Origin of the sequence: Vibrio sp. 03-59-1, assembly GCF_013114135.1 — a bacterium.
Taxonomy (GTDB): Bacteria; Pseudomonadota; Gammaproteobacteria; order Enterobacterales; family Vibrionaceae; genus Vibrio; species Vibrio cortegadensis.
This window is the reverse complement of record NZ_VTYA01000021.1, coordinates 1-24,207: the sequence shown is the minus strand read 5'-3', so window position 1 is coordinate 24,207 and position 24,207 is coordinate 1. Positions and strand designations below refer to the sequence as shown.

The window sequence follows — 24,207 nt, the reverse complement described above, 5'->3', positions numbered from 1 at the left end:
TTTTAGCATCGAAAAGCCAGAATTAGGCTGTTATACTGCGCCAATTCTGGCTTTGTGAGACTATCTTCATGGAAATCTTATCTGCTGCAACCATGTTGTTCCTTATTATGGATCCACTTGGTAACTTGCCTATCGTTTTATCGATCCTAAAACACTTAGATCCAAAGCGTAGAAGAATGGTTTTAATTAGAGAGCTTTTCTTTGCTCTAATTATTCTCATGGTCTTTCTATTTGCAGGTCAGGGGATCTTGAGTTTCCTTCACGTCCAGCCTGAAACATTAAGTATTTCTGGTGGTATCATTCTATTTATCATTGCGATTAAGATGATATTCCCGCAAGCAGGAAGCATTACTGGTTTGGCGGCGGGTGATGAACCTTTCATCGTACCAATGGCCATTCCCATGATTGCTGGGCCATCGGTTCTTGCATCTTTGCTTCTGCTTTCAAGTAAAGAGCCCGATAGACTTTTTGACTGGTCTATCGCTGTGTTACTCGCTTGGGGGGCTACTTTCTTTATTTTGATGTTCTATAACTTCTTCCATAAATTACTTGGTGAGAAGGGACTGAAAGCCATTGAGCGACTCATGGGGCTCATGCTAGTGATGATTTCAACTCAAATGTTCCTCGATGGTGTGAAGCTTTACCTAGGCTAGACTACGAATAGAGTGTATTGAATAAAAAAACGGAGCTCGATAATGAGCTCCGTTTTTATTTGGTACGATGAAAGATCACATCATATGTTTACGACGTATATCCAGCAGAGCGAAAATACCAAAGAAAAGAATCGACCATCGTTCCCAGCGACTCATTTTGACTTTATCGCCGAAAGCTCCAATGAAGATAAGCATTTGCAAGCCATGCATAATGAACAGAAAGGCCGTCATGATATATAGAGCAATGGCTGCTTTGCCTGGGAAAGGCTGAAAAATATTAAACAGCAATACAAACCACACAAAAGCAATAGACGCTTTCGCTAATAAAATTAGAATTTTCATTCAGTTACCCTTTCAAATAATCGATAGCAAACTTGGCCTGCGGTTTTCTCGCGGTGTAAGTTCCAATGCTGAGGTATCCCCTCTAACAGCAGCTTTTTTTCTGTCTCAATATAGATCATCGCGCCATCACTGAGCCAACCATTTTGCTCTAAAAGTGTAACGGTTTCTGTCAGTAAGCCTTTATGAAAGGGAGGATCAATAAAAACCACATCATAAGGGGTACCTGATTGGCCTAAAAAAGCTAAAGCATCGGTTTTTACTGCCGTTATGTTATTGGCTTTCAACGCGGTGATGTTAGTCTTAATCTGTTGGAAAGCCGCAGGGTTTAACTCCAATAAGGTCACTTTGTCTGCTTGACGAGAGGCGGCTTCAAAACCTAGCCCTCCTGAACCAGAAAAAACATCCAAGCAGTTAGCATGTGGGATATCTTGTGCTAACCAATTAAATACCGTTTCTTTCACACGATCGGTCGTTGGTCGTAGACCTTCAGCATCATGGACAGGAAGTTTTCTGCCTCTCCATAAGCCACTAATGATGCGCACAAAGCCAGTTGAAGGCTTTTTTTGTGATGTGTTTTGCTGACGACGTCTTACCATAGATTTTTTGACCGCTAATAAAGTGATACTATACCGAGCCCCATGACATTGGAGTGGGTGTTAAACAAATTTGTAATGGTGAAGTGTAGCAAGCTAAATGAAAAATTTTCACTGCTTTATCATTTTTCTTTGTCGAAAAGGCAGAGAGTTGTAATTATTTAAGTAGATCTAGGAAGCTCCTCAGATGACAGAAAAAAAGAAGCGCGGATTACTCTCGTGGCTTGGCTTTGGTGATGATGATCAAAAAGCCCCAGTAGAAAAGCAAGAGATTGAAGAGTCAGCATTAGAACAAGAAGCCGTTGAGCAAGAACTTGCCCAGCAGGAATTGGTCGATGAGCTTAAAGAAGAGGTTTCTGAGGTTGAAGAAACTACACAAAATAGTATTGAAGAAGAGACGACTGCAGATAATGCTGACCTAGCAGAAGCAGAAGCAGAAGCAGAAGCAGAAGCAGAAGCAGAAGTCAGAGTTCAAGAGCAAGAGAAGCCAACAGAAAGCTTTTTTGCACGCCTAAAACGCAGCTTAAGCCGCACGAAAGCCAATATTGGTGCTGGGTTCTTTGGCTTGTTTAAAGGCAAAAAAATCGACGAAGATCTTTTTGAAGAACTCGAAGAACAGTTGCTTATTGCTGATGTGGGAATGAACACCACAGTAAAAATTATCGAAAACCTAACGGAAAAAGCATCGCGTCAAGATTTGAAAGATGGTGAAGCGTTATATGGCCTATTAAAAGAAGAGATGTCAGACATCTTGACTCAAGTCGACCAACCACTAGAAGTGGATACCACCAAAACACCTTACGTTATTTTGATGGTGGGTGTGAATGGTGTTGGTAAAACCACGACGATTGGCAAACTTGCGAAGCAGTTCCAAGGCCAAGGTAAAAAAGTCATGCTTGCGGCGGGTGATACTTTCCGAGCGGCAGCCGTTGAACAACTGCAAGTTTGGGGTGAGCGTAACGACGTTCCTGTGATCGCGCAACATACCGGAGCAGACAGTGCTTCTGTTATTTATGACGCCATTGAAGCGGCGAAAGCGCGTGGTGTTGATGTTGTGATCGCCGATACCGCTGGTCGTTTACAGAATAAGAGCAACCTGATGGAAGAGTTGCGTAAGATTGTTCGAGTGATGAAGAAAATTGATGATTCAGCACCGCACGAAATTATGCTAACCCTTGATGCGGGTACAGGACAAAACGCAATTAGCCAAGCAAAGTTGTTTAGTGAAGTTGCGCCAGTAACCGGTATCACATTGACTAAATTGGATGGCACAGCAAAAGGCGGCGTTATCTTTGCGATTGCAGACCAATTCCAGATCCCTATCCGTTTTATTGGTGTGGGTGAAGGCATTGACGATTTACGTCCGTTTGAAACTCAAGATTTTATTGAAGCGCTATTTAGCCGAGAAGAGTAATAGTTCGCCGTTAATGGTGACTAACTTGTAAGAGGATATATTCGGTGATCAAATTTCAACAAGTGAGTAAAGCTTATCGCGGTGGGCGACAAGCATTGCAGAAAGTGGATTTTCATTTACGTCGCGGTGAAATGGCGTTTTTGGGGGGGCATTCTGGTGCAGGTAAAAGTACCTTGTTGAAATTGATCTGCGCGATTGAAAGACCAACTGATGGCAAAATCAGTTTTAATAATCACGACATCACGCGAATCCCAAACAAAGATATCCCATTTTTGCGTCGTAACATTGGTATTGTCTTCCAAGAACACCGCTTGTTAATGGATCGCAGTGTATTTGAGAACGTCGCGCTACCAATGCGAATTGAATCTATCTCTGAAAATGAGATAAAACGCCGAGTGTCGGCAGCATTAGATAAAACCGATCTATTAGATAAAGCGCGTTGTTTGCCAAGCCAACTGTCTGGCGGTGAGCAACAGCGCGTTGGCATTGCACGAGCAGTGGTTAACCGACCAACGCTACTATTGGCCGATGAACCTACTGGTAACTTAGATACAGAACTTTCCAGCCGAGTGCTTAAGCTGTTTGAAGAGTTTAATCGTGCAGGTGTCAGCATTCTATTAGCGACGCATGATGTCAGCCTTGTGAATTCTCGACCTCAGTATCGTCACTTAGAGTTGAATCAAGGTTTTTTGAGTGAGGTCGAAGATTATGGCCGCTAATCGTCGTAATAAAAAAGTCCAAAATAAATCTCGAACGGGCTACCGACCAAAAACAGATGGTTTCATTCGCATCCATATCAACCAAGCAAAATCCTCATTTTCAGCATTGTGGAGCCGCCCTTTAGGCAACTTATTAACCCTAGCCGTTATTTCAATGGCGTTGAGCATGCCAGCTTGTCTTTACTTATTGGGTAAAAATATTTCAGTTGCGGCACAAGATGTTACGGGCTCTTCGCAAGTGAGTGCTTATATAGAAGAAGGAATGCCAGACGCCCGGGTCATGGTGCTTAAAGATGAAATTGAACGATGGGATGTGGTGGCGGGGGTCGAATATATCTCTCCACAACAAGGTCTCAGTGAATTAAGTCAGTATTCTGGTTTTGATCAAGCGATCAGTCTGCTTGATGACTACGCCTTGCCCGGTGTCCTTGTTATTACTCCTAATGTGAGTGATAACACAGAAGTAAAAGGTATCGCTAAGCAGGTTCAAGCGAAACAAGAAGTGACAGATGTGCGTTTGGATGAAGATTGGTTGGCGCGGTTGAGTGCCATTCAGACGTTAGCTACGGCAATCGTCATTGCATTAACGATTTTGATGGTTGGTGCCGTATTTTTGATTGTAGGTAATACATTACGCTTTAATGTATTGGCGAATAAAGATGAAATCCAAACCATGAAGCTTATCGGTGCGACTGATAGCTTTATATTACGCCCATACCTTTATTCAGGAATGTGGTTTGGTCTGTTAGGTGCGGTAAGTGCGTGGGTATTAACCGCATTAATAACCGTATTACTTAACAGTACTGTCGCCGATCTTGCTCGGCTTTATGACAGTCAATTTCGATTAATAGGCTTGAGTTGGGATGAGTCCTTATTGTTGCTCATGCTTGGGACGTTACTCGGTTGTATGGCTGCGAAGCTTTCTGCACAAAGGCACCTAAAAGAAATTGAACCTGTATAAGTGAATGGGGTCATATTTAAACAATAAGTAAGCTCTGTGGTTTATTTATTGACTTGTATCAGGGGAAAGTTTATGCATAATAACTTCCCCCAACTTGAATCCTGTTCATTTTAGGTTCAAGATAGGCGGTTAGAATACTCAATCGATGTAAGTTTAATCGATTCGAAGTAGGTAATACTCCAGATCAGAGATTGATGAGGAATTGAATGACAAAGCAAGCATACCCAATGGCTCTAGTCACACAAGACAGTTTAGACAGCTATATTCGTTCTGCTCACAGCTACCCAATGCTGACACCAGAAGAAGAGCGCAGTCTAGCTGAGCGACTACATTACAAGGGTGAAATCGATGCAGCGAAAGGTTTGATCCTTTCTCACCTTCGATTTGTTGTCCATGTGGCTCGTGGTTATTCCGGTTACGGACTGCCAATGGCCGACCTTGTCCAAGAAGGTAACATCGGTTTGATGAAAGCGGTAAAACGCTTTAACCCAGAAGTGGGCGTCCGACTGGTCTCTTTTGCTGTTCATTGGATTAAAGCTGAAATCCATGAGTATGTATTACGTAACTGGCGTATCGTAAAAGTAGCAACGACAAAAGCTCAGCGTAAATTATTCTTTAATCTACGTAAGTCAAAAAAACGCTTAGGTTGGTTTAATAATGGTGAAGTTGAGACGGTAGCGAAAGAGTTGGGTGTCGACCCTTCTGAAGTTCGTGAAATGGAATCTCGCTTGGCTGCTCAAGATCCAACGTTTGAAATGCCTTCTGACGATGATGATTCAGCTTCTGCTTATACTGCTCCTGTTCTGTATCTTGAAGATCATGCTTCAGATGTTGCAGAAAACATTGAGGCGGATAACTGGGAGTCGCATACTAATAACCGCTTAGGGCTCGCTTTGGCTACTCTTGATGAGCGCAGTCAGCATATCGTGCGATCTCGTTGGTTAGAAGATAATAAATCGACCTTGCAAGAGTTGGCCGAAACTTACAGTGTTTCTGCCGAACGAATTCGCCAACTAGAAAAAAATGCCATGAAGAAATTGAAACTGGCGGTTGGAGAGTTCTAACGACCTCAAACAAATATTATGAAAAAGCCGAGATCATTTGATCTCGGCTTTTTTGTGGGTGATCGAAAATAAATCGAAATAAGATCGTATATGACAACTTTACCTGTGGGTAAGTCTGTGGGGTAATTCTTCAACAGTAGTGAAAAAGCAGGGTGTATCAAGGCAGGAGAGCGGTTTGTCTTGTGGGGATACTTTCCATCTTACACACAAATAAATAAGGATCATTACTATATATAGTGGATCTAATTTGTAGGTAACACTTTATCAACGCAATCCACAGCTTTATCCACAAACGATGGTTTTTTGAACGTTAGTGGATAACCCTACTGAGTGTCTGTGCTTGTTTGTCTTGGGATAGGTTACAATGACTAAATAATAATTAGCCTAAGAGAAAGTCAATGGAACAGTTTCAACACATTAATGTTCAAGATGCCAACAACCTGATAGATCAGAAAGGCGCTCGCCTTGCCGACATTCGAGACCCACAGTCTTTTGCTGTTGCTCATGCGAAGTCGGCTTACCATTTGACCAATGACAGTATGGTTTCCTTTATGGATGAAGTAGAATTTGAACAGCCTATTTTAGTTATGTGCTACCACGGAATTAGTAGCCAAGGTGCGGCACAATATCTAATTAACCAAGGCTTTGAACAAGTTTATAGTGTCGATGGTGGGTTTGAAGCTTGGCACCGTGCACAGTTACCAATAGAGAATCACTAAATGATAAGACTGATCACATTAAATAATCCTCGAGTTGCCCAATCGTTCATTGATTATATGGCAACGCGTCAAATTGAAGTTCAGATGATGCCTGAAGGAAGTGGTCAGTTTGCATTGTGGCTCAGGGATGCGCAATTTCAAATTGAGGTCGAATCTGAACTGAATCAATTTTTGCAAAACCCTCAGCAGAGTAAATACCAAGCTGCATCGTGGGATGTGGCTGAAACGAGAAAGAACGTACTACATTATCCAATGCCAAGCATGCTAGCCATGATAAAAGCAAAGGCTGGACCTTTTACTCTTGTGATTATGCTGACTTGTATTGTCGTTTTTATTTTGCAACAAGTTGGTTTTGGACAGCAGATATTCTCTGCTTTGCATTTCCCCGCAATTGAAGGACAACAATGGCAAATTTGGCGTTGGTTGAGCCATGCTGTATTGCATTTTTCTGTCATGCACATCGCATTTAATGTGCTGTGGTGGTGGCAACTCGGCGGCGATATTGAGAAAAAGCTGGGCGCGTTCAAGCTCGCCCAGATATTCGTCATTTCTTCCGCTTTATCAGGAGCCGGGCAATACTGGATTGAAGGGGCTAATTTTGGTGGGCTCTCAGGGGTTGTGTATGCATTGGTTGGCTACTTATGGGTCTTTGGCACTCGTGCGCCACATCAAGGTTTATCGATTCCAAAACCAATCGTGGGGTTCATGCTGGTATGGCTCGTTCTGGGGTTTGTTCAACCATTTATGGCGATAGCAAATAGTGCACACTTAGCAGGTTTGCTCAGCGGTGTTGTTCTTGCCTACATCGACAGTGCTAAATATAAGAAAGCGTAATAGCCTTTCTGTTGGGTTTGAATATAAAAAAAGCGACATGAAGTCGCTTTTTTGGTTCTTTCATCGGTAGAGACCTCATTGGTCTAGAGCTAATAGAAGGTTTATTAATAGAAAGCTTTACTGGTGACGCGTTTTATTGATAAAGATATTTTGTGAAAAGTAGATCGGCGATTAACGTTTTTCCCGTTTCAGGGAGTAAAATCGTATTTAGGTGATCAACTAACACTTTTCTCAAATCTTCACGTCCTGAGAGTGATTTTACGGTATCTTCTGATTGTTGGCCAAGTAGCTCAATAACAGCATCACGAATTAATGGTTGGTGAAGCTCCACCGTCGCTAAGTCTGCTGAATTAGCGACCATGATATCGATACGAACTTGAATATAGCCAAGCTTCTTACCTTTGGTATGAAAATTGGTTGTTAGATCCGGTTCTAATGTAAAGTAAGCCAATGTTGGAGCCGCTTCTTCTTCCGCAACGGTTGGGAGCGACATAAGAACGCTGAATGCGAGAAGTATCTGGGTTATATAACGTTTATACATAGTGCTAACTTTTCTTTCTCTTATCTCGATATTCGAAACGCCTTTGTCTTGGTACAATGGAGAGTCAAAAATTTATAATAAACAATATGGTCAGAGTGACCACTCATTGAAGCTTTATTGTACGATATAAAGCCACTAATTGAATACTAGTATGAATCAACTTACAGCACCTTATCTATCTTATTTATTAGAGGTAGAGTGGCAAAAAATAGAAAATTTCGTGTTCCCGAGTGAATTTGCCAAGCAATGGCTTTTAGAGCAAGGATCACTTTCACGTCGATTAGGTGAACATTGTCAGAATTTGACGGTTGAACTGTTACATAACCAGATTGTTGATATGTCCGTACTCAAGGATGACGAAACGAGCTTATTATCTCCTCAAGAATGTTTATTACGAGAAGTGGTGTTGAGTGGTGATAAACAAGCTTGGGTTGTAGGTCGAACACTGATCCCACGTTCAACATTGATTGATCAGCAGTATGATTTAGCAAGGCAAGGGGATATCCCATTAGGGCTGACCGTGTTCAGTGCTGATGCCGTTAAGCGTGATGGCTTGCAAGTGGGAGTTATTATGACTCCTGATGGTCCACTATTGGCTCGTCGCTCTCGGTTATGGATGAACCATAAGCCGATGCTCGTGGCTGAACTATTTTTACCGACATCCCCAATTTACTCTAAGGAGAGAGTGTAAATGACAGCATCGAAAGCTCGCGCCTATTGGCAGTTGATGCGTATGGACAGACCGATTGGAACCTTGTTGCTCTTATGGCCGACCCTCTGGGCATTAATTATTTCAGCACAAGGCATCCCAGATGTAAGCGTGCTTGTGGTATTTGTTGCTGGTGTGATTCTAATGCGTGCTGCTGGTTGTGTGATTAATGATTTTGCTGATCGCAAAGTCGATGGGCATGTAAAAAGAACCAAGTCACGTCCATTACCCGCAGGAAAAGTGAGCTCGAAAGAGGCGGTAGGGCTGTTTTTAGTGCTCGCAGTGGTCTCTTTTCTGCTGGTATTAACCATGAACCCACTCACCATTCAGCTCTCTTTTGTCGGGCTTGTGTTAGCGTTCATCTATCCATTCATGAAACGCTTTACCCACTTACCACAACTGTTCCTCGGTTTGGCATTCAGTTGGGCGATTCCTATGGCTTGGGCTGCACAGTCTGGTGAATTACCGACGTTAGTGTGGTTTGTCTTTGGTATTAATGCACTATGGACAATTGGCTACGATACTCAGTATGCCATGGTGGATAGAGATGATGATCTTAATATCGGCATCAAATCGACGGCTATATTATTCGGTCGTTTTGATAAGATGGCGGTAGGGTCTTTTCAGTTAATATCGCTAGCGATGCTGATTGTGCTGGGTAACTGGTTAACGCTAGGGGCGAGTTATTATTGGGCATTGTTAATCGTTGGCGCTCTGTTTGTCTATCAGCAGCACCTAATTCGTCATCGAGATCGTGATCTCTGCTTTCAAGCTTTTTTGAATAATAACTATGTCGGCATGCTTGTCACATTGGGTTTGTTTATTGCTTACTGGTAATCAAAAGCTATAGAAAGATAGAAAGATAGAAAGATAGAAAAAAGGCATCCCTCGGTAGGATGCCTTTTTGCTCATGGTGTTACCAACGCTCACTTAAGCGTGGTAAGCACTTTCTTGAATGGTTAGGCGTATCTCTGGGTAAAGCATAGAAAACAGTAGATTAGAGAATTCACGCGTTTTCTCTAAGTCACAGTTACCATCTTGGTCGAGATAATCTTGTTCTTTCAATGTATTGAACATCGCAGAGAACACGCCTTTATCGAAGAATTCTGGTGCATTGATACCGTGTAGGCGACCTAAGCGCTGAGCGATATCTTGGCTCTTCTGTTCTAAATCTGATTTACCTAGCTCAGGGTTTGATACCAATAAGTTCATCGTAATCGAGTAGCGTTGTAGCGTTTCTGTAATCGTGCGTCCTAGCAGCATTAACGTCTGGCTATTTGATTCATTGATTGAGATGACATCGTCATCAATCGTGAGCATTTTCTGTTGAGAAAGTTCATTCACAATCGCCGTTACTACGCCATCTAACTGCTCATCTTCATAGCTTAAGAACAGCTCTTTCTTTAAGAAAGGATAAATGTTCGCAACATTCTCTTGGACTTGTTGAATCGATAAGTGGCGATGACGAATCAACATCTGTGCAATGAGCGAAGGCAAGGCAACTAAATGAATGATGTTATTGCGATAGTAAGTCATCAAAATCGACTGGTTGCGATCGAGTGAAATGATGTCACCCATGCTGTCAGATTCGATTACAAACTTATTCAGTGACTCCGCGTGTTTCACTAACTCAGCCGCAGTCTCACTTGGAATTGTACTGGTTGCTGAGTAAGGAATATTTCTTAAGATCGATAGATAACAGTCAATCTGAGAGATCAATGAATCACGAGATAATGCACGCTGACGAGAAGCCAATAGAGCGGTGGCACATAAAGTTAACGCGTTGGTGGCAGCAGCATCATTGATATGCGTCATCATCTTAGTGGCAAGTTGATTAACCACAGGGTTTAGCCATTGTGGTTTGGTTGTGCCCATCGCATCAATATCTTTATTCCACTCAGGAGCATGCTCATTTAGGTATTGATTCAGAGGGATCGGCTCACCAAAGTTAACGTACCCTTGGCCGAAATTACGCAGTTTACGAATGGTTCGTAGAACTAAACTCGCATTCTCTTTCTCTTTGCGTTTACCGCGTAGCTCTTTGGCGTAAGTGCCCACTTCCATTACGTGCTCGTAGCCGATGTAAACCGGAACTAACGTAACAGGGCGATCCAATCCACGGAGCATGGCTTGAATCGTCATCGCAAGCATACCCGTTTTCGCTTGCAGTAAACGGCCAGTACGAGAGCGTCCACCTTCACTGAAGTATTCGACAGAGTAGCCTTTAGTGAACAACTCTGCTAAATACTCACGGAAAATAGTCGAATATAATTTATTGCCTTTAAAGCTACGGCGAATAAAGAATGCGCCACCACGGCGGAAAATAGGACCCGCAGGGAAGAAGTTTAAGTTAATACCAGCGGCAATATGTGGTGGAACCATACCTTCATGATAAAGCACATAAGAGAGTAGCAAGTAGTCCATGTGGCTGCGGTGACAAGGAACATAAACGATTTCATGTCCATCTTGTGCTAAACGACGCACGGTTGCCGCATTATTAATATTTAGACCTTGATAGATTTTATTCCATACCCAGCCCAATATTTTTTGACCATTTCGGATGAGCGAATATGAGAAGTTCGCAGCAATTTCATCCATGATCGCTTGTGCTTCTTTGCGCACTTTCTCTATCGGGATGTTTTTGGCTTGTGCTTCTTCTTCAATCGCTTTCTCAATAACCGCTGATTTCAGTAAGCGATCAAACAGCACCATGCGATTAGGTAAGTTAGGGCCAGATGCTGCCAGTTTTTGGCGAGAAAAGTGAATTCGAGCCACTCGAGCTAATTTGTGCGCGATAGTTTCGTCGGTGCCGTGGGTATCTGCCATATGGCGTAGTGATACCACAGGGCTAAAGCGAACGAGGCAGTCTCGGCCAGATACGATAACGGCTTTCGCTTTTTGTAAACCATTCATCGCTTGCAAGTACGGCTTCTGTTTATCTTCTTTACCTGGCTTGCGACCCCAAAGTACCGTCGCAGGGATAACCTGTACGTCTAACTCAGAATCCAAGCTATGTAATTTTAGTAGCTCTGAGAATAACGAAATTGAATCACTTGGAACATGCTGATCATTTTGAACAATCGTAGGTCGTGATGAGATAAACACAAAACGTTTAAAGGATTGGCCATTGATCTCTAAAGGTGAAAGTGGATCGGGTAGCCCGAACTCTAGAGCATGTTTTTGAAGAGTCAGTAGGTCGACACTGGAGCGAAAAGGCAATGCATAAACAATGGGTTTATTGATATCAATACTATGGTCTTCAATAGGATTTGAAGGAATAGCCGTTCCTTTTACCAATAATGACATGGGTAATTTTAGTAATGAACGTGAGAAAGAGTGCCCTGAAGACATAAAGGTTCGCAGCCTCGAAAGTTATAAAAAATACATAGGCGTATCTTTACTTTCAACCACATAAGACAGAAAGACTTAGGAAAAAAATAGAGATAGGCATAAGCGTTAAATTTAAGCGATGCAAGAATACCAGAAACTGGTCGAACCTTTTAATGGTATTAGTCATGTGAGCATCAATTAATGTAAAAGTATTCACTCACTAAATTTAAGTATACGCGATAACGGGTTAAAAAATATTAAACCATCGTTCTAGAAGCATTGATGTTTAATCGGCTGAATGTATGAATAGTTCAGTCGTTTTCGCAGTGAATGAAGAGATTAAAAGACTAAAAAAGAGAGGTTTTTCATCGGTAATGATGCAGGAACTCGTGCGTCTTTATGAAACAAATTAAAAAACAACCAATTAGCTTTTCATTTCACCACTTACTGGATATACTCACAGTCAACTGTATAAAAAGACAGGTGACTTATGAAGCCGTTAACGCCCCGCCAGCAACAAGTTTTCGATCTAATCAAAAGTAAGATTGAAGAAGCCGGAATGCCACCAACACGAGCCGAAATTGCCCGTGAACTTGGTTTCCGTTCTGCGAATGCTGCAGAAGAACATTTAAAAGCGCTTGCTCGAAAACAAGCTATTGAAATCATTCCGGGAGCTTCACGCGGTATTCGTATCCTTCTGGAAGATGCCCCTGATGAGGGTTTGCCTCTCATTGGACAAGTTGCCGCAGGTGAGCCAATTTTAGCCCAGGAGCATGTTGAGACTCACTACAAAGTGGATCCTGGTATGTTCAAGCCTCAAGCGGATTTCTTACTGCGCGTAAATGGCGAAAGCATGAAAGACATCGGAATTATGGACGGAGATTTACTTGCGGTTCATAAGACACAAGATGTGCATGATGGACAAGTGGTCGTGGCTCGTGTCGATGAAGATGTAACGGTTAAGCGCTTAGAGCGTAAAGGTTCTACCGTACTATTACATGCTGAGAATGAAGAGTTCTCGCCAATTCAAGTTGACCTCACATCTCAACATCTTGCGATTGAAGGCATCGCCGTTGGTATTATTCGTAATACAGACTGGATGTAGTTTATGGGATTTATTCTCAATAACTTGCAAGTGTAATTGATATTCATTATCATCTTCTTTATGGTGACATAAGGAAGATGATGATGCCCCGACCAAATAAAAAAACTGACTCTAGTTATCAAATTCCAGCCAATTTGTTACAACCTCTTTGGCTTCGAAGCCGAGAAAGTTTAGTTGATAATGGACTGGTGTATGACCCTATCGCAGCCCAAGCATGTCAACGTTGCTATCTTGCTGCTGAATGCTTATCTGGGAATGTTGACCAGAAACAACTCCTTCATGCCACTCTTACTCAATTATGCGATGCACAAGTACTCCTGTTCTTACAACAATACCCAGATGCGTGGGTGATTAACGTTGGAGCTGGGCTCGATACTCGTTTTTATCGTATTGATAACGGTCGTTGTCATTGGCTTGAGCTGGATGTCACTGAAAACCTAGTGTGGCGACAGAAACTATTTCACAAGAATGAACGTTACCAATTGAGCTGTGGATCTGTGAATGATTTATCATGGCTCGATAGGTTGAACATTCCTGAGCAAGCCCCTGTGATGCTCTTGTGTGAACAAGCGTTGTTAGATTGTTCAGAAAAGCAGGTTGCCAACTTTGTACAAGCTCTAGGCCGTCATTTTGTTCAAGCTCATGCGTGCTTGGTTCTCGCGGGAGATCAAACCTCTTCCCGTATTGGTCAAGGTTTAGGTTCTAGTGATTATCAACACGGCTTTTCATCTCCTAGTGAGAAAGTACTGAATTGGCTGCCATGGGCGCAGTGGGTTCGACAATTTTCGCCACTCGATAAAAACTGCAGCCGTTGGAAATTTTGGCAGCGATGGTTATGCCGTTTCCCCTCATTAAAGCAGAGGTTAACCCCCGTTCTTATTCAACTTCGCTGGTAGGTGAGTTAGAGCCTTGCTTTGATGTCGCTGATTGTCGCGTATGAGATCACCGCTGAATGAGTAGCGGCTGAAATTCGACTAAGCTACACTCGCTCATCAACCAAAGAGGTGAGCGTGCAGAATCTATTCTTCCAAACTTTATCCAATCAAGCAGTACACAAACGCGTGTTGTTGCTTGCTATCCCAATGGTGTTATCCAATATCACGATTCCTTTATTAGGTTTAGTGGATGCTGCGGTTATCGGTCATCTTGAGCATGCTTGGTACCTCGGCGGTGTGGCTTTAGGTAGCATGATGATCAGCGTGACTTTCTGGTTACTTGGTTTCTTGAGAATGTCGACCACAGGACTTGCTGCTCAAGCATATGGCGGTGACGATAAACGCCAACTGGCTTTGGTTTTTGTTCAGGGTGTTGGAATGGCATTGAGTTTTGCATTTATTTTCTTGCTATTACACAGCGTCGTCGCCGATATTATTTTCGCTTTTAGCGATGCGAGTGAACAAGTTAAGCATTACGGAGAACAATACTTTTCGATTCGAGCTTGGAGTGCGCCAGCAGCGTTAGCTAATTTTGTCATTTTAGGCTGGTTACTCGGAACGCAAAATTCGAAAGCGCCTATGTGGATGGTGATTATTGCCAATGTCACTAATATTGCACTCGATATTCTTTTTGTAATGGGGTTAGGGTTAAAGGTAGAAGGTGCTGCCTTTGCTTCCGTTATAGCGGATTATGCAGGAATGAGTTTCGGTTTGTTATGCGTCGTTCGTGTGTGGCGACAAAAATCACTGCCTTCCCCAATGGCGATTTTGTCTCAAGCTCGTTCTGGTTTAAGCCGATTCATTAATTTAAATCGTGATATTTTCTTACGTTCACTTTGCTTGCAGGCTGCGTTTAGCTTTATGACCTTTAAAGGTGCGAACTTTGGTGATGAAGTGGTTGCTGCTAACGCGGTATTGATGAGTTTTCTAATGATGATCTCTTATGGCATGGATGGTTTCGCATATGCGATGGAGGCTATGGTTGGAAAAGCGATTGGAGCCAGGGATCGTGCGGAGCTAAATCAATCGCTCATCGGTACTTTTTTCTGGAGCTTGATCATCTGCGTTGGGCTGACCTTTGTTTTTGCTTTTTTTGGATCGCACATGATCCTGTTGATCACCTCTATCGGTGAGGTCCAAGATCTTGCCAATACCTATTTACCTTGGCTTGTAGCTATGCCTCTTGCGGCGATGTGGTGTTTTTTGTTGGATGGTATCTTTGTTGGTGCAACGAAAGGCAAAGAGATGAGAAATAGTATGTTTATTGCAACCAGCGGCTTCTTTCTACTCTTTTTCCTTTTTTCTTCACTTGGTAATCATGCGCTATGGTTGGCGATGATCGGTTTTATGCTAATGCGTGGCATTGGTTTGGGCACTATTTTTATCTATCAATGGAAGAAAGGGACGTTTTTAGGTGATTTTGACATTAAGAGCAGTGTTGCCTGATTAATTAAATTTTATAATCAAAGCGCCCTCACTGACGAGGGCGTTTTTATTTGAAGGAGAACTCTAGCGTTACATCTGCTTATAGCGACTTAATCTCATCGCGGCCTAACCAATATCGGTTTGCAAATATGAAGGTTAAAATAAGCGATTCAGCCCATTTAATGCGGCAACACGATAAGCTTCAGCCATTGTAGGGTAGTTAAAGGTAGTGTTGACGAAGTACTCAATCGTATTCGCTTCCCCTTTTTGTTCCATAATGGCCTGACCAATGTGAATAATTTCCGCAGCACGCTCTCCAAAAACATGGATGCCTAAGATCTCTTTTGTTTCTCGGTGGAACAGTATTTTTAAGCTACCTAAATCTTTACCTGAGATCTGTGCGCGCGCTAAATGTTTAAACGCAGATCGTCCCACTTCATAAGGCACTTTTGCCGCCGTGAGCTCTTGTTCTGTTTTACCTACTGAGCTGATTTCCGGGATGGTATAAATGCCCGTCGGGATATCTTCAATCAGGTGACCTTTTGCTTGACCATGAGTGATCGCTTGAGCGACAAAACGACCTTGGTCATAGGCGGCACTGGCTAGGCTAGGGTAACCAATCACATCCCCGACAGCGTAGACATGGTCGATCTCAGTTTGATAGTTTTGGTTCACCGCAATTTGACCACGAGAGTCCGCAGATAACCCCGTCGCTTCCAAATTGAGTTTATCAGTATTACCGGTTCGTCCATTGGCATAGAGAATACAGTCGGCTTTCATTTTCTTGCCAGACTCTAAATGAACGATCACACAGTCATCAGTGCCTTCAATTTTCTCAAAAGTTTCGTCGTTACGGATTACGACACCGCTATTCCAAAAGTGATAAGACAAAGCGTCAGAGGTTTCGTTATCTAAGAAAGAAAGAAGTCGATCACGAGTATTAATCAAGTCTGTTTTGACGCCTAAGCCACGGAAAATCGAAGCATATTCACAACCAATCACGCCAGCACCATAAATAATAATATGCTGAGGGTCGTGTTTTAACGATAAAATCGAATCGCTGTCATAAATTCGTTCATGTAAAAAATCGACATTGTCGGGTTGGTAAGGGCGAGAACCTGTGGCAATCACAAATTTATCGGCACTGTATATTTCAATGGTTCCATCGGCTTGAGTGACCGAGATTGTGTGGGAATCAGTAAATCGGGCGGTACCAAATACTAAGGTGCATTGGTTTCGATCGTAGAAACCTTGGCGTAAGCGAGTCTGTTTATCAATGACTGATTTGGCATGACCAAGGATGTTAGAGAACGTCGAGTGAATGCTGGAGTTGTTATTACAGAATAGGGGGTTGTTATTGAATTCAATAATACGACTGACCGCATGACGCAATGCTTTCGATGGGATCGTGCCCCAATGGGTACACCCTCCTCCAACGCTGCTCTCCTTTTCAATAATCGCGACATTCAATCCCGCTTTGGTTAATCCCATTGCTGCCCCTTCACCTCCGGGGCCACTACCAATTACGATCACGTCAAAGTGATTGGAATGTGCCATAATTCATCCTTGTTATAATTATTAACATTGCTGTAGCGAGATTTTAACTGATTAGTGGTCTTGGTAAATGAAAAGCACCCCAGAGAGTGGATCGGATCACGCAGATTCATCTAATTCTCAAATTTGGTATGCGGTATGTCTCCAAATGCAGAGTTGTCGATTGCAATTGGATCTCTGGGTGTATTAACTTCTTTGGGTTATTCAAGTGGGTGAATGTTAAGGCTTAAATTACGCCGTTATTCGCGTTATATTAAACACTACACATCATTCAATGATAACCAACAGAAGACCTAGTTAACTATGAAGTCCATGGGAATCCGCGCACAGCAAAAAGAGAAAACTCGTCGCTCATTGATTGACGCTGCATTTAGTCAGCTGAGTGCAGATAGAAGTTACTCGAATTTAAGCTTACGAGAAGTCGCTCGTGAAGCGGGTATTGCACCTACCTCTTTTTATCGTCATTTTAAAGATATGGATGAGTTAGGCTTAACTATGGTTGATGAGGGCGGATTACTATTAAGACAGCTGATGCGACAAGCTCGTCAACGAATAGTCAAAGAAGGCAGCGTGATCCGGACATCGGTAGAGACCTTTATGGAGTTTATCGAGAGTAATCCTAACGTTTTTCGCCTCTTATTACGTGAACGCTCTGGTACCTCATTTGAATTTAGAACTGCGGTAGCTCGAGAAATCCAACATTTTGCCGCAGAATTGACAGAATATTTAATTACCACTGGTATGAATAGAGAAGAGGCGATGACTCAAGCTGAGGCGTCGGTCACTCTTGTTTTTAGTTCTGGTGCTGAAGTATTAGATGTAGAAAAACATGAGCGAGAAGAGCTCGAAGAAAGATTGATTATGCAGTTGCGAATGATTGCCAAGGGCGCTTTTTGGTATCGCAAAGAACGTGAACGTAACCGATTAAAAGGCAGGATTGAATAATGTCGAATGAAAATAATGCTACAACTCGTAAGTCTGAAAAAAAAACGTTGGTATTAGCACTCATCGCGGGTGTATGTGGTGATGCTCTTTTGTCTTGGATGACAATGAGCGAAGTTTCGTTTTCTATTTTTCCACTAATTGCATTGGTACTATCTGTTCAGATGCTATACCAAGAGTACCTAAGCCGTCCTGTATCTGAAGATATTCCATTAGTTGGTTTGGCATGTTTCTTTGTCGGGATGTTTGGCCACTCCGCTTTCGTAAAAGCACAATACCCAGAAGCAGGCTCAAACTTTTTTTCGATTATGGTAATGCTTGTTCTGTTGGCTTGGGTCGGCAAGAAACTTGGCTTTATGGATCGTCCAACGGCTGAGTAAGTGATTTTTAAAATAAAAAACGAGCCGAAAGTGGCTCGTTTTTTTTGCTTTCAATTCTGTTCTACGCTTTGCGCTCTAGGAATACGCCTGCTTCCATGTGATGCGTATATGGAAATTGGTCAAATAGAGCAAAGCGAGTCACGTTGTGAGTTTCACTTAAAATATCTAGGTTTTCTTGTAGTGTCTCAGGGTTGCAAGAGATGTACATGATTCTCTCGTAGCTTTGAACCATCTTACAGGTATCGACATCCATGCCAGAGCGAGGTGGATCAACAAAGATGGTGTTGCAGTTGTAGCTCTTTAAATCAACGTTAGCTTGCTTCAAGCGACGGAACTCACGTTTGCCTTCCATTGCTTCTGTGAAGTCTTCAGCAGACATTCGGATGATTTGCACGTTATCGATATGGTTTGCTTCAATATTGTATTGTGCAGACACAACCGATGGCTTTGCTAATTCAGTCGCTAATACACGGTCAAAGTTTTGCGCTAAAGCGAGTGAAAAGTTGCCGTTCCCGCAATACAGTTCAAGCAAGTCACCACTGCTATCTTGAGTGCAATCGATAGCCCATTCTAGCATTTTCGTGGCAACCACACCGTTGGGTTGAGTAAAGCTGTTTTCTACTTGTAGGTAGATGTAAGGCTTGCCATTCACGTCCAGTTTCTCGATGACATAATCGCGGTCTAATACAATTTTCATCTTACGCGCACGGCCAATAATGTTTAGATTGAACCCTTCATCATTGAGTCGCTGTTTTAGAGCTTTGGCGTTCTCGATCCATGCTTCATCTAATTGGCGATGGTAAAGCAGCGATACTAATATCTCACCACTGAGAGTTGATAAGAAATCGACTTGGAATAATTTATGACGCAGTGCCTCACACTCTTTCATGGCATCAGTAAGCAGTGGCATTAAATCATTTATTAATCGACTTGCTGCTGGGAATTGATCGACGCGATATTTCTCTTTAGTCTCTTGATTGAACATGACGTAGTAGAGATCGTCACCTTCATGCCAGACGCGAAATTCTGCACGCATACGATAATGCTGCTCTGGAGATTCGAAGACTTCCAATTCAGGCACGTTGTATTGAGTAAACATTTGAGTAAGGCGTTCAACCTTCTCGGCCAATTGTTCTTGGTAGCGTTGCGGGTTTACATCTAGAGTCGCCATGTTCATGCCTTTTTGGTCGCGTGCATTTAAATCAGAGCGCAGATTTTATTCAATCCCTCGCGCTTGTCCAGTGCTGTTGTGTAATCCGTCTAAATTGTGTCCTAAAAACTATAGCTTATGCCTATCTTTAACTAGACAAACTATCAATAGCTTAATACTATCCTCGCGAGCTGGTGCCATTTTAGATGTATAGATGGCCGAAAAGGGAATCTGGTGCAAATCCAGAACTGACGCGCAGCGGTAAAAGAGAACGAGTATTTGTCAAACACTGCACATAGGTTTGTGTGGGAAGTTAAATATAAGGTGGCCTATTGGCTGTGCTCTTAAGTCCGAATACCTGCCAGCAGCTGAGTCATATCGGATGATTTAGTCGGAATTTACGCGATTTAGGAATACAAAATGAACAAATCCCTTTTAGCGATCGCTGTAGCATCGCTGCTTACCCCTATCTCTTATTTACATGCCCAAGAAGCCTCTGCTGATGAAACCATGGTGGTGACGGCTAATCGCTTTGAGCAGCCTCTAAATGAAGTTATTGCTTCAACTACTGTTATTACCAAACAAGAAATTGAAGAGTACCAAGCAAAGTCATTGGTTGATGTATTAAAACGAGTGCCTGGAATTGAGGTTTCTCAAACGGGTGGCCGTGGGCAAAGTGCCTCTATTTTTATGCGTGGTTACAATAGTGATCATGTCTTAGTCTTGGTTGATGGTGTAAGAATTGAAACATCGGCAGGCAAAGTTAGCTTTAATCACTTTCCAATTGGCTTAATCGAGCGTGTAGAAATTATTAAAGGAGCTGGTGGCGCTTTATATGGTTCTGATGCGATTGCTGGTGTCATCAATATAATTACAAGCACACAAGATGCAGAAGAAAGAACATCTGTAAATATTGGTGCGGGTAGTGACAACCAGCGTGAAGCTAGCTTCTCGACAACAAAAAAAGTAGCGGCAAGCGGTACGCTTAAACTTGCTGGTGGTTTTGAAGAAACTGAAGGTTTTGATATTAAAGACCCTGCAACAGGGCTGGATTATGGATATGAAAGCAGCAATATTTTTGCTGGCTATTCGCATCAAATTTCAAAACAGTGGTTAGGTTCACTTTCTGTTCGTTGGTTTGATAGCTTGGCGGAGTACGATTCATTTGGGAAAAAATTTGGTTATACAGAAAACTTAAGTGTAACCGGAGAAGTACAATATCAAGGTGATAAACTCAATTCCGTGTTTCGAGTAAATCAACAGGGCATTGATTCCCTGGAATATACTTCTGCAGAAGGTAAAGATGGAGCGGGAACTAAGAAATTTATTGATCAAACTAGTGTTCAATTCCTCAATCTTTATGCAATAAACAATTTGGTTTCTCTTGGTGCTGGTGCGGATTGGAGACAAGAAAAGCTCAGTGATGATTCTGTTGGGTGGGGGTTAGACCCACTAGTCGGGGAGACTCAAAATACGACTGGTGTTTATGTTTCTGGTGATATTAAAGATGAACGCTTTCATGTAAACGCGAGCGTTCGTAATGATAAGCATGATAAATACGACAATTATACCACTTGGAGTTTAGGTGGATCTTATAGTGTCGCTAAGAATCATCAAGTGCGAGCAAATATAGGTACGGCTTTTAAAGCGCCTAGCTATTCTGATTTATCAAGCAACCCAGATTTGAAAGCCGAAGAGTCTATCAATCGTGAAATTGGATATAGTGGCCAATTTGATCTCATTGATGTTGATGTCACTTATTATAACAATGAAGCCGACAATTTGATTATCTGGTACCAAGGAAGCCCATGGTATGCCGAAAATGTAGATGCGAAGCTGAAAGGTATCGAGATTTCAGCTGGATTTGATACCGGATTTATTCATCACACGATAGTTGCTGAATTTAAAGATCATAAAGATTCTAGAGGCAACAAACTCGCTAAACGAGCAGATGAAAATTATAAATGGTTGCTAGATGCTTACTATGAAGATGTTGAGTTCAACTTAACTTACCTTTATACCGGTGAGCGATTGGGGAATCCTGATGAAACCAATATTTCCGGAAATATGCTGCCATCAGTTAGCCTTTGGGATGTGTCTGTTGGCTACTGGATCAGTCCTGAACTAGTTGTTCGCGGTAAAATTGATAATTTAACTGATGAAAAATACCAAACGTCGCTGGGCTATAATGCTCCAGAGCGTCGGTTCTTTACTAATTTAAGCTATCAATTCTAAATATCTAAACCGCCTTCGGGCGGTTTTTCATTAGGGATAATTATGAAAAAGAACGTTGTTATTAGTTGGTCATCAGGCAAGGACTCAACTTTAACTTTAGAGAGACTAATTGAAGATCCAGATTATGATGTGGTTGGCCTCTATACAACATATGTTGGAAACCAGGTTCCCTTTCAAGCAACACCAATCGCTGTCGTTGAGATGCAAGCCCATCTTATTGGTTTGCCTCTAATCTTAATAGAGCTGCCTGAAGTCTTTCCAAGTAATGAGGTATACCAATCAGCAATTGTTGATGGTTTAAAGCAAAGCTCATTAGACATTCAAGCCGTAGCGTTTGGGGATATGTTTTGTAACGGTATTGCCGAATACAGAAAAGAATATATTGAACCTGCTGGCTGGGAATGCGTTTTCCCACTGATGGGTACACCAAGCGAAGAACTTGCTGAAGAGATCATTCAACGTGGTGTTCAAACATTTATCGTGACGGTCGATGGCCAGCATTTAACGAATGATTGGTGTGGAAAAGCGTATACAAAGGAATTACTGAAGAACCTGCCAAGTTCGGTTGATCCATGTGGCGAAGATGGCGAGTTCCACACATTGGTGACGAACGCTCCTTGCTTTAAAGGGAGCATTGATATTGTGCTACAAAATATCGATAGTGAAGGGCGTTTTAGTCATCAAAAATATTTAGCAACCTTGAACGAAAATTCGAGGTGATTGCCAAAATATTAGGAGCGAGTATTATTGCTGCGTATTTTTCTCGAGGCTGAAGCGTGTCTAAACAAAGTAAACGAGTGCTGGTTTTTGATTCGGGTGTTGGTGGCTTATCTGTATATCAAGAAATCAAATTCCTCTTACCTCAACTTGATTACATCTATATTTTTGATAACGAAGCTTACCCATACGGTGAGCTCGAACAAAGTGTATTAATACAGAGAGTCAAAGCTCTTGTGCTTGATTTTGTAGCCAAGCATGAGGTTGATCTTGTTGTTATTGCTTGTAACACGGCCAGTACAATAGTACTCCCGACTCTTAGAGAAGAGTTAACTATACCGATTGTCGGTGTGGTTCCTGCCATTAAACCTGCATCATTGCTATCAACCAAAGCCGTGGGACTTATCGCTACACCAGCAACTGTCACTCGAGAGTACACACATGATCTCATTAAGAGCTTCTCTCTAGACAAAAACGTAAAACTCCTTGGCTCTACAAGATTAGTTGATATGGGAGAAGAAAAGCTAAGAGGCGAAAGTGTCAATATCGATGAACTTGCGACGATTTTATCGCCTTTAGTTAATCATATTGATGTTGCGGTTTTGGGATGTACTCATTTCCCTCTAATTAGAGATGAGATTCAACAAGTGTTAGGGTCGAATGTTGTATTAATCGATTCAGGAAAAGCAATTGCGCGGAGAGTTGAAGAGTTGCTCGAACTCACCGAGATAAAAGAGAAAAGTCAGGTAGGAATGAATCAAATTTTTTGTAGTGCGCCTCCTATAAAAGAGGACGCACTAAATATTATATTGAATCAGCTAGGCTTTATTCCTGTTCAGCTTCATCAATTTCAGGATGTTTAGGGTCATTTGCAATACGTACTTTCAGAGTTCGCTGCATATAATCCTTATCATTTAATGCTGAAATAGCCGTTTGCACATCATTGCTTGCCATAACAACAAAACCAAACCCTCTACGTTTACCAGTACGCTTATCTTTCATTAGGCGTACAGCAAACACTTCACCCTGCTCAGAGAACAATTCGCGAACATGAGATTCGTTGGCTTTATAAGGTAAGTTACCTACATAAAGTGTCTTAGTTGATGGGTTTTGTTCAGGCTCACTTGCCGACTTGGTGCTTGAAAGATTAAGAATAAAAGCGGAAGCCAAAACACCGATAACAAAAGTTAGCGCAGGGGAAATAGCAACCTGCGAGAATACAATGCCACCTAGAACAGCTAGAGCGACGGTTAACAAGATAGATTTTTTTGAGTTCATATATGAATACTACATTTTAAGTAACGAAATAGACGCATCTACTATTAACATAATAGATACATGAATCTTACGTACATGCTTGACGTTTTTCCAACCCATTGCTGTGATGCGTTTCAAATGTTGAAATTTTATTCGATAAACAATGGATTGTTTGTATTTTAAACGAACAGAAATTTATTGCAAAAAAGTACTTGTCATAAATTCATTCATCTCTATAATGCCGCCTCACTGACACGGAACGAGACGCAAGTCACGATTCGAAATCAGTAGAGAAAATAAGTTTTTTTAAAAACATATTGACTCTTAAATTGGGAAGCGTATTATTCGCACCCCTAGCGACATGCCGAAAGGCAAGCTAGAAAAGCTCTTTAACAATTTAGACCTATCAATCTGTGTGGGCACTCGTTGATGATAATCACTAGTTTCGTACTGTTTGGTTTCGTTTTTTAAAGCGAAAGTAAATTAAGTCGAAACAAAAGATATCAATGAACTGAGTGACCAAAACAAGTTCTTAGAACTTGGCACAGTCAATTCATTATCATTCTGTTGGAATGATAATAGCTTTAGAATTACATGTTCACGTTCCTTTTTCGAAAAGAGCGAATGA

The 24,207-nt window shown here is 42.0% G+C and carries 24 protein-coding genes and 1 riboswitch; of the genes, 17 read left to right on the top strand and 7 right to left on the bottom strand.

Features of this window, described 5'->3' with window-relative positions; translation table 11 throughout:
* Positions 1-68 precede the first annotated feature (68 nt).
* Entirely contained in the window at positions 69-653 is a 585-nt protein-coding gene (locus F0249_RS17380) for a YhgN family NAAT transporter (protein ID WP_017052886.1), read from the top strand.
* 75 nt (positions 654-728) lie between these two features.
* Here the strand turns inward: F0249_RS17380 and F0249_RS17375 are convergent, their stop codons facing one another.
* Together F0249_RS17375 and rsmD are read right to left on the bottom strand one after the other, a co-directional pair.
* Entirely contained in the window at positions 729-995 is a 267-nt protein-coding gene (locus F0249_RS17375; protein ID WP_017052887.1) for a DUF1145 domain-containing protein, read from the bottom strand.
* Positions 992-1,591 (bottom strand): 16S rRNA (guanine(966)-N(2))-methyltransferase RsmD, encoded by a 600-nt coding sequence (rsmD, locus tag F0249_RS17370; RefSeq protein WP_171757333.1) that lies wholly within the window; start codon positions 1,589-1,591, stop codon positions 992-994. Before rsmD ends, F0249_RS17375 begins: the two co-directional genes overlap by 4 nt.
* Before the next feature lie 184 nt (positions 1,592-1,775).
* Between rsmD and ftsY the strand changes: the two genes are divergently transcribed.
* The 6 genes from ftsY to glpG all read left to right on the top strand — a co-directional run bounded on the left by ftsY (position 1,776) and on the right by glpG (position 7,299).
* Complete coding sequence (gene ftsY / locus F0249_RS17365; RefSeq protein WP_171757332.1) at positions 1,776-3,002, top strand: signal recognition particle-docking protein FtsY; 1,227 nt, start codon at positions 1,776-1,778, stop codon at positions 3,000-3,002.
* 44 nt (positions 3,003-3,046) lie between these two features.
* The gene (gene ftsE / locus F0249_RS17360) at positions 3,047-3,721 is read left to right on the top strand and encodes a cell division ATP-binding protein FtsE (RefSeq protein WP_017051804.1); all 675 of its coding nucleotides are present in this window, start codon (positions 3,047-3,049) and stop codon (positions 3,719-3,721) included.
* Entirely contained in the window at positions 3,711-4,682 is a 972-nt protein-coding gene (ftsX, locus tag F0249_RS17355; RefSeq protein WP_113798840.1) for a permease-like cell division protein FtsX, read from the top strand. Before ftsE ends, ftsX begins: the two co-directional genes overlap by 11 nt.
* A 206-nt stretch (positions 4,683-4,888) precedes the next feature.
* Positions 4,889-5,746 (top strand): RNA polymerase sigma factor RpoH, encoded by an 858-nt coding sequence (gene rpoH / locus F0249_RS17350; RefSeq protein ID WP_017051806.1) that lies wholly within the window; start codon positions 4,889-4,891, stop codon positions 5,744-5,746.
* A 398-nt stretch (positions 5,747-6,144) separates the two neighbouring features.
* On the top strand, positions 6,145-6,465 hold the full coding sequence (gene glpE / locus F0249_RS17345) for a thiosulfate sulfurtransferase GlpE (protein WP_113798842.1): 321 nt from the start codon (positions 6,145-6,147) through the stop codon (positions 6,463-6,465).
* On the top strand, positions 6,466-7,299 hold the full coding sequence (gene glpG / locus F0249_RS17340) for a rhomboid family intramembrane serine protease GlpG (RefSeq protein WP_113798843.1): 834 nt from the start codon (positions 6,466-6,468) through the stop codon (positions 7,297-7,299). It abuts the gene before it with no gap.
* Positions 7,300-7,432: 133 nt separating this feature from the next.
* On the opposite strand, the gene F0249_RS17335 is transcribed toward glpG, so the two are convergent.
* Positions 7,433-7,840, bottom strand: a complete 408-nt coding sequence (locus F0249_RS17335) for a flagellar basal body-associated protein FliL (RefSeq protein ID WP_017051809.1) — start codon at positions 7,838-7,840, stop codon at positions 7,433-7,435.
* A gap of 151 nt (positions 7,841-7,991) precedes the next feature.
* Between F0249_RS17335 and F0249_RS17330 the strand changes: the two genes are divergently transcribed.
* Positions 7,992-8,531, top strand: coding sequence for a chorismate lyase (locus tag F0249_RS17330; protein ID WP_113798845.1), 540 nt, complete (start codon positions 7,992-7,994; stop codon positions 8,529-8,531).
* The gene (gene ubiA / locus F0249_RS17325; RefSeq protein WP_017051811.1) at positions 8,532-9,386 is read left to right on the top strand and encodes a 4-hydroxybenzoate octaprenyltransferase; all 855 of its coding nucleotides are present in this window, start codon (positions 8,532-8,534) and stop codon (positions 9,384-9,386) included.
* 93 nt (positions 9,387-9,479) lie between these two features.
* Here ubiA and plsB read toward each other — a convergent pair whose 3' ends face one another.
* Entirely contained in the window at positions 9,480-11,900 is a 2,421-nt protein-coding gene (gene plsB / locus F0249_RS17320; RefSeq protein ID WP_017051812.1) for a glycerol-3-phosphate 1-O-acyltransferase PlsB, read from the bottom strand.
* Between the two features lie 469 nt (positions 11,901-12,369).
* Between plsB and lexA the strand changes: the two genes are divergently transcribed.
* The 3 genes from lexA (at position 12,370) to dinF (ending at position 15,365) form a co-directional block, all read left to right on the top strand.
* Positions 12,370-12,984 (top strand): transcriptional repressor LexA, encoded by a 615-nt coding sequence (lexA, locus tag F0249_RS17315; protein WP_029203273.1) that lies wholly within the window; start codon positions 12,370-12,372, stop codon positions 12,982-12,984.
* A gap of 83 nt (positions 12,985-13,067) precedes the next feature.
* Positions 13,068-13,880 (top strand): class I SAM-dependent methyltransferase, encoded by an 813-nt coding sequence (locus tag F0249_RS17310; protein ID WP_171757331.1) that lies wholly within the window; start codon positions 13,068-13,070, stop codon positions 13,878-13,880.
* A gap of 114 nt (positions 13,881-13,994) precedes the next feature.
* Positions 13,995-15,365 (top strand): MATE family efflux transporter DinF, encoded by a 1,371-nt coding sequence (gene dinF, locus F0249_RS17305; RefSeq protein ID WP_171757330.1) that lies wholly within the window; start codon positions 13,995-13,997, stop codon positions 15,363-15,365.
* Positions 15,366-15,500: 135 nt separating this feature from the next.
* Here the strand turns inward: dinF and sthA are convergent, their stop codons facing one another.
* Entirely contained in the window at positions 15,501-16,901 is a 1,401-nt protein-coding gene (gene sthA / locus F0249_RS17300; RefSeq protein ID WP_017051815.1) for a Si-specific NAD(P)(+) transhydrogenase, read from the bottom strand.
* A gap of 300 nt (positions 16,902-17,201) precedes the next feature.
* Between sthA and fabR the strand changes: the two genes are divergently transcribed.
* Together fabR and F0249_RS17290 are read left to right on the top strand one after the other, a co-directional pair.
* Entirely contained in the window at positions 17,202-17,843 is a 642-nt protein-coding gene (fabR, locus tag F0249_RS17295) for an HTH-type transcriptional repressor FabR (protein ID WP_029203275.1), read from the top strand.
* Positions 17,843-18,220 (top strand): YijD family membrane protein, encoded by a 378-nt coding sequence (locus F0249_RS17290; RefSeq protein WP_017051817.1) that lies wholly within the window; start codon positions 17,843-17,845, stop codon positions 18,218-18,220. Before fabR ends, F0249_RS17290 begins: the two co-directional genes overlap by 1 nt.
* Positions 18,221-18,281: 61 nt before the next feature.
* On the opposite strand, the gene trmA is transcribed toward F0249_RS17290, so the two are convergent.
* Complete coding sequence (gene trmA, locus F0249_RS17285; RefSeq protein WP_171757329.1) at positions 18,282-19,391, bottom strand: tRNA (uridine(54)-C5)-methyltransferase TrmA; 1,110 nt, start codon at positions 19,389-19,391, stop codon at positions 18,282-18,284.
* 154 nt (positions 19,392-19,545) lie between these two features.
* Positions 19,546-19,751: riboswitch (cobalamin riboswitch) on the top strand.
* Positions 19,752-19,790: 39 nt separating this feature from the next.
* Between trmA and F0249_RS17280 the strand changes: the two genes are divergently transcribed.
* From F0249_RS17280 to murI, 3 genes are read left to right on the top strand one after another with little or no spacing between them, the layout of a single operon-like run.
* Positions 19,791-21,605 (top strand): TonB-dependent receptor, encoded by a 1,815-nt coding sequence (locus F0249_RS17280; RefSeq protein ID WP_017051819.1) that lies wholly within the window; start codon positions 19,791-19,793, stop codon positions 21,603-21,605.
* Positions 21,606-21,647: 42 nt separating this feature from the next.
* Entirely contained in the window at positions 21,648-22,325 is a 678-nt protein-coding gene (locus F0249_RS17275; RefSeq protein ID WP_171757328.1) for an adenine nucleotide alpha hydrolase, read from the top strand.
* Between the two features lie 56 nt (positions 22,326-22,381).
* Positions 22,382-23,185, top strand: coding sequence for a glutamate racemase (murI, locus tag F0249_RS17270; protein WP_171757327.1), 804 nt, complete (start codon positions 22,382-22,384; stop codon positions 23,183-23,185).
* Here the strand turns inward: murI and F0249_RS17265 are convergent.
* Positions 23,148-23,600 carry an RNA-binding protein gene (locus F0249_RS17265; protein WP_171757326.1) on the bottom strand — a complete coding sequence of 151 codons (453 nt, stop codon included), beginning with the start codon at positions 23,598-23,600 and terminating at the stop codon, positions 23,148-23,150. The genes murI and F0249_RS17265 overlap by 38 nt on opposite strands.
* Between the last annotated feature and the right edge of the window lie 607 nt (positions 23,601-24,207).

Bases quoted from the DNA above. Each gene is read 5' to 3' on its own strand.
- F0249_RS17290 (WP_017051817.1), top strand. From the start codon at position 17,843: ATGTCGAATGAAAATAATGCTACAACTCGTAAGTCTGAAAAAAAAACG.
- F0249_RS17335 (WP_017051809.1), bottom strand. From the start codon at position 7,840: ATGTATAAACGTTATATAACCCAGATACTTCTCGCATTCAGCGTTCTT.
- rpoH (WP_017051806.1), top strand. From the start codon at position 4,889: ATGACAAAGCAAGCATACCCAATGGCTCTAGTCACACAAGACAGTTTA.
- ubiA (WP_017051811.1), top strand. From the start codon at position 8,532: ATGACAGCATCGAAAGCTCGCGCCTATTGGCAGTTGATGCGTATGGAC.
- ftsX (WP_113798840.1), top strand. From the start codon at position 3,711: ATGGCCGCTAATCGTCGTAATAAAAAAGTCCAAAATAAATCTCGAACG.
- trmA (WP_171757329.1), bottom strand. From the start codon at position 19,391: ATGGCGACTCTAGATGTAAACCCGCAACGCTACCAAGAACAATTGGCC.
- rsmD (WP_171757333.1), bottom strand. From the start codon at position 1,591: ATGGTAAGACGTCGTCAGCAAAACACATCACAAAAAAAGCCTTCAACT.
- glpE (WP_113798842.1), top strand. From the start codon at position 6,145: ATGGAACAGTTTCAACACATTAATGTTCAAGATGCCAACAACCTGATA.
- ftsY (WP_171757332.1), top strand. From the start codon at position 1,776: ATGACAGAAAAAAAGAAGCGCGGATTACTCTCGTGGCTTGGCTTTGGT.
- F0249_RS17380 (WP_017052886.1), top strand. From the start codon at position 69: ATGGAAATCTTATCTGCTGCAACCATGTTGTTCCTTATTATGGATCCA.
- F0249_RS17330 (WP_113798845.1), top strand. From the start codon at position 7,992: ATGAATCAACTTACAGCACCTTATCTATCTTATTTATTAGAGGTAGAG.
- F0249_RS17265 (WP_171757326.1), bottom strand. From the start codon at position 23,600: ATGAACTCAAAAAAATCTATCTTGTTAACCGTCGCTCTAGCTGTTCTA.
- sthA (WP_017051815.1), bottom strand. From the start codon at position 16,901: ATGGCACATTCCAATCACTTTGACGTGATCGTAATTGGTAGTGGCCCC.
- plsB (WP_017051812.1), bottom strand. From the start codon at position 11,900: ATGTCTTCAGGGCACTCTTTCTCACGTTCATTACTAAAATTACCCATG.
- glpG (WP_113798843.1), top strand. From the start codon at position 6,466: ATGATAAGACTGATCACATTAAATAATCCTCGAGTTGCCCAATCGTTC.
- F0249_RS17280 (WP_017051819.1), top strand. From the start codon at position 19,791: ATGAACAAATCCCTTTTAGCGATCGCTGTAGCATCGCTGCTTACCCCT.
- F0249_RS17275 (WP_171757328.1), top strand. From the start codon at position 21,648: ATGAAAAAGAACGTTGTTATTAGTTGGTCATCAGGCAAGGACTCAACT.
- lexA (WP_029203273.1), top strand. From the start codon at position 12,370: ATGAAGCCGTTAACGCCCCGCCAGCAACAAGTTTTCGATCTAATCAAA.
- fabR (WP_029203275.1), top strand. From the start codon at position 17,202: ATGAAGTCCATGGGAATCCGCGCACAGCAAAAAGAGAAAACTCGTCGC.
- F0249_RS17310 (WP_171757331.1), top strand. From the start codon at position 13,068: ATGCCCCGACCAAATAAAAAAACTGACTCTAGTTATCAAATTCCAGCC.
- F0249_RS17375 (WP_017052887.1), bottom strand. From the start codon at position 995: ATGAAAATTCTAATTTTATTAGCGAAAGCGTCTATTGCTTTTGTGTGG.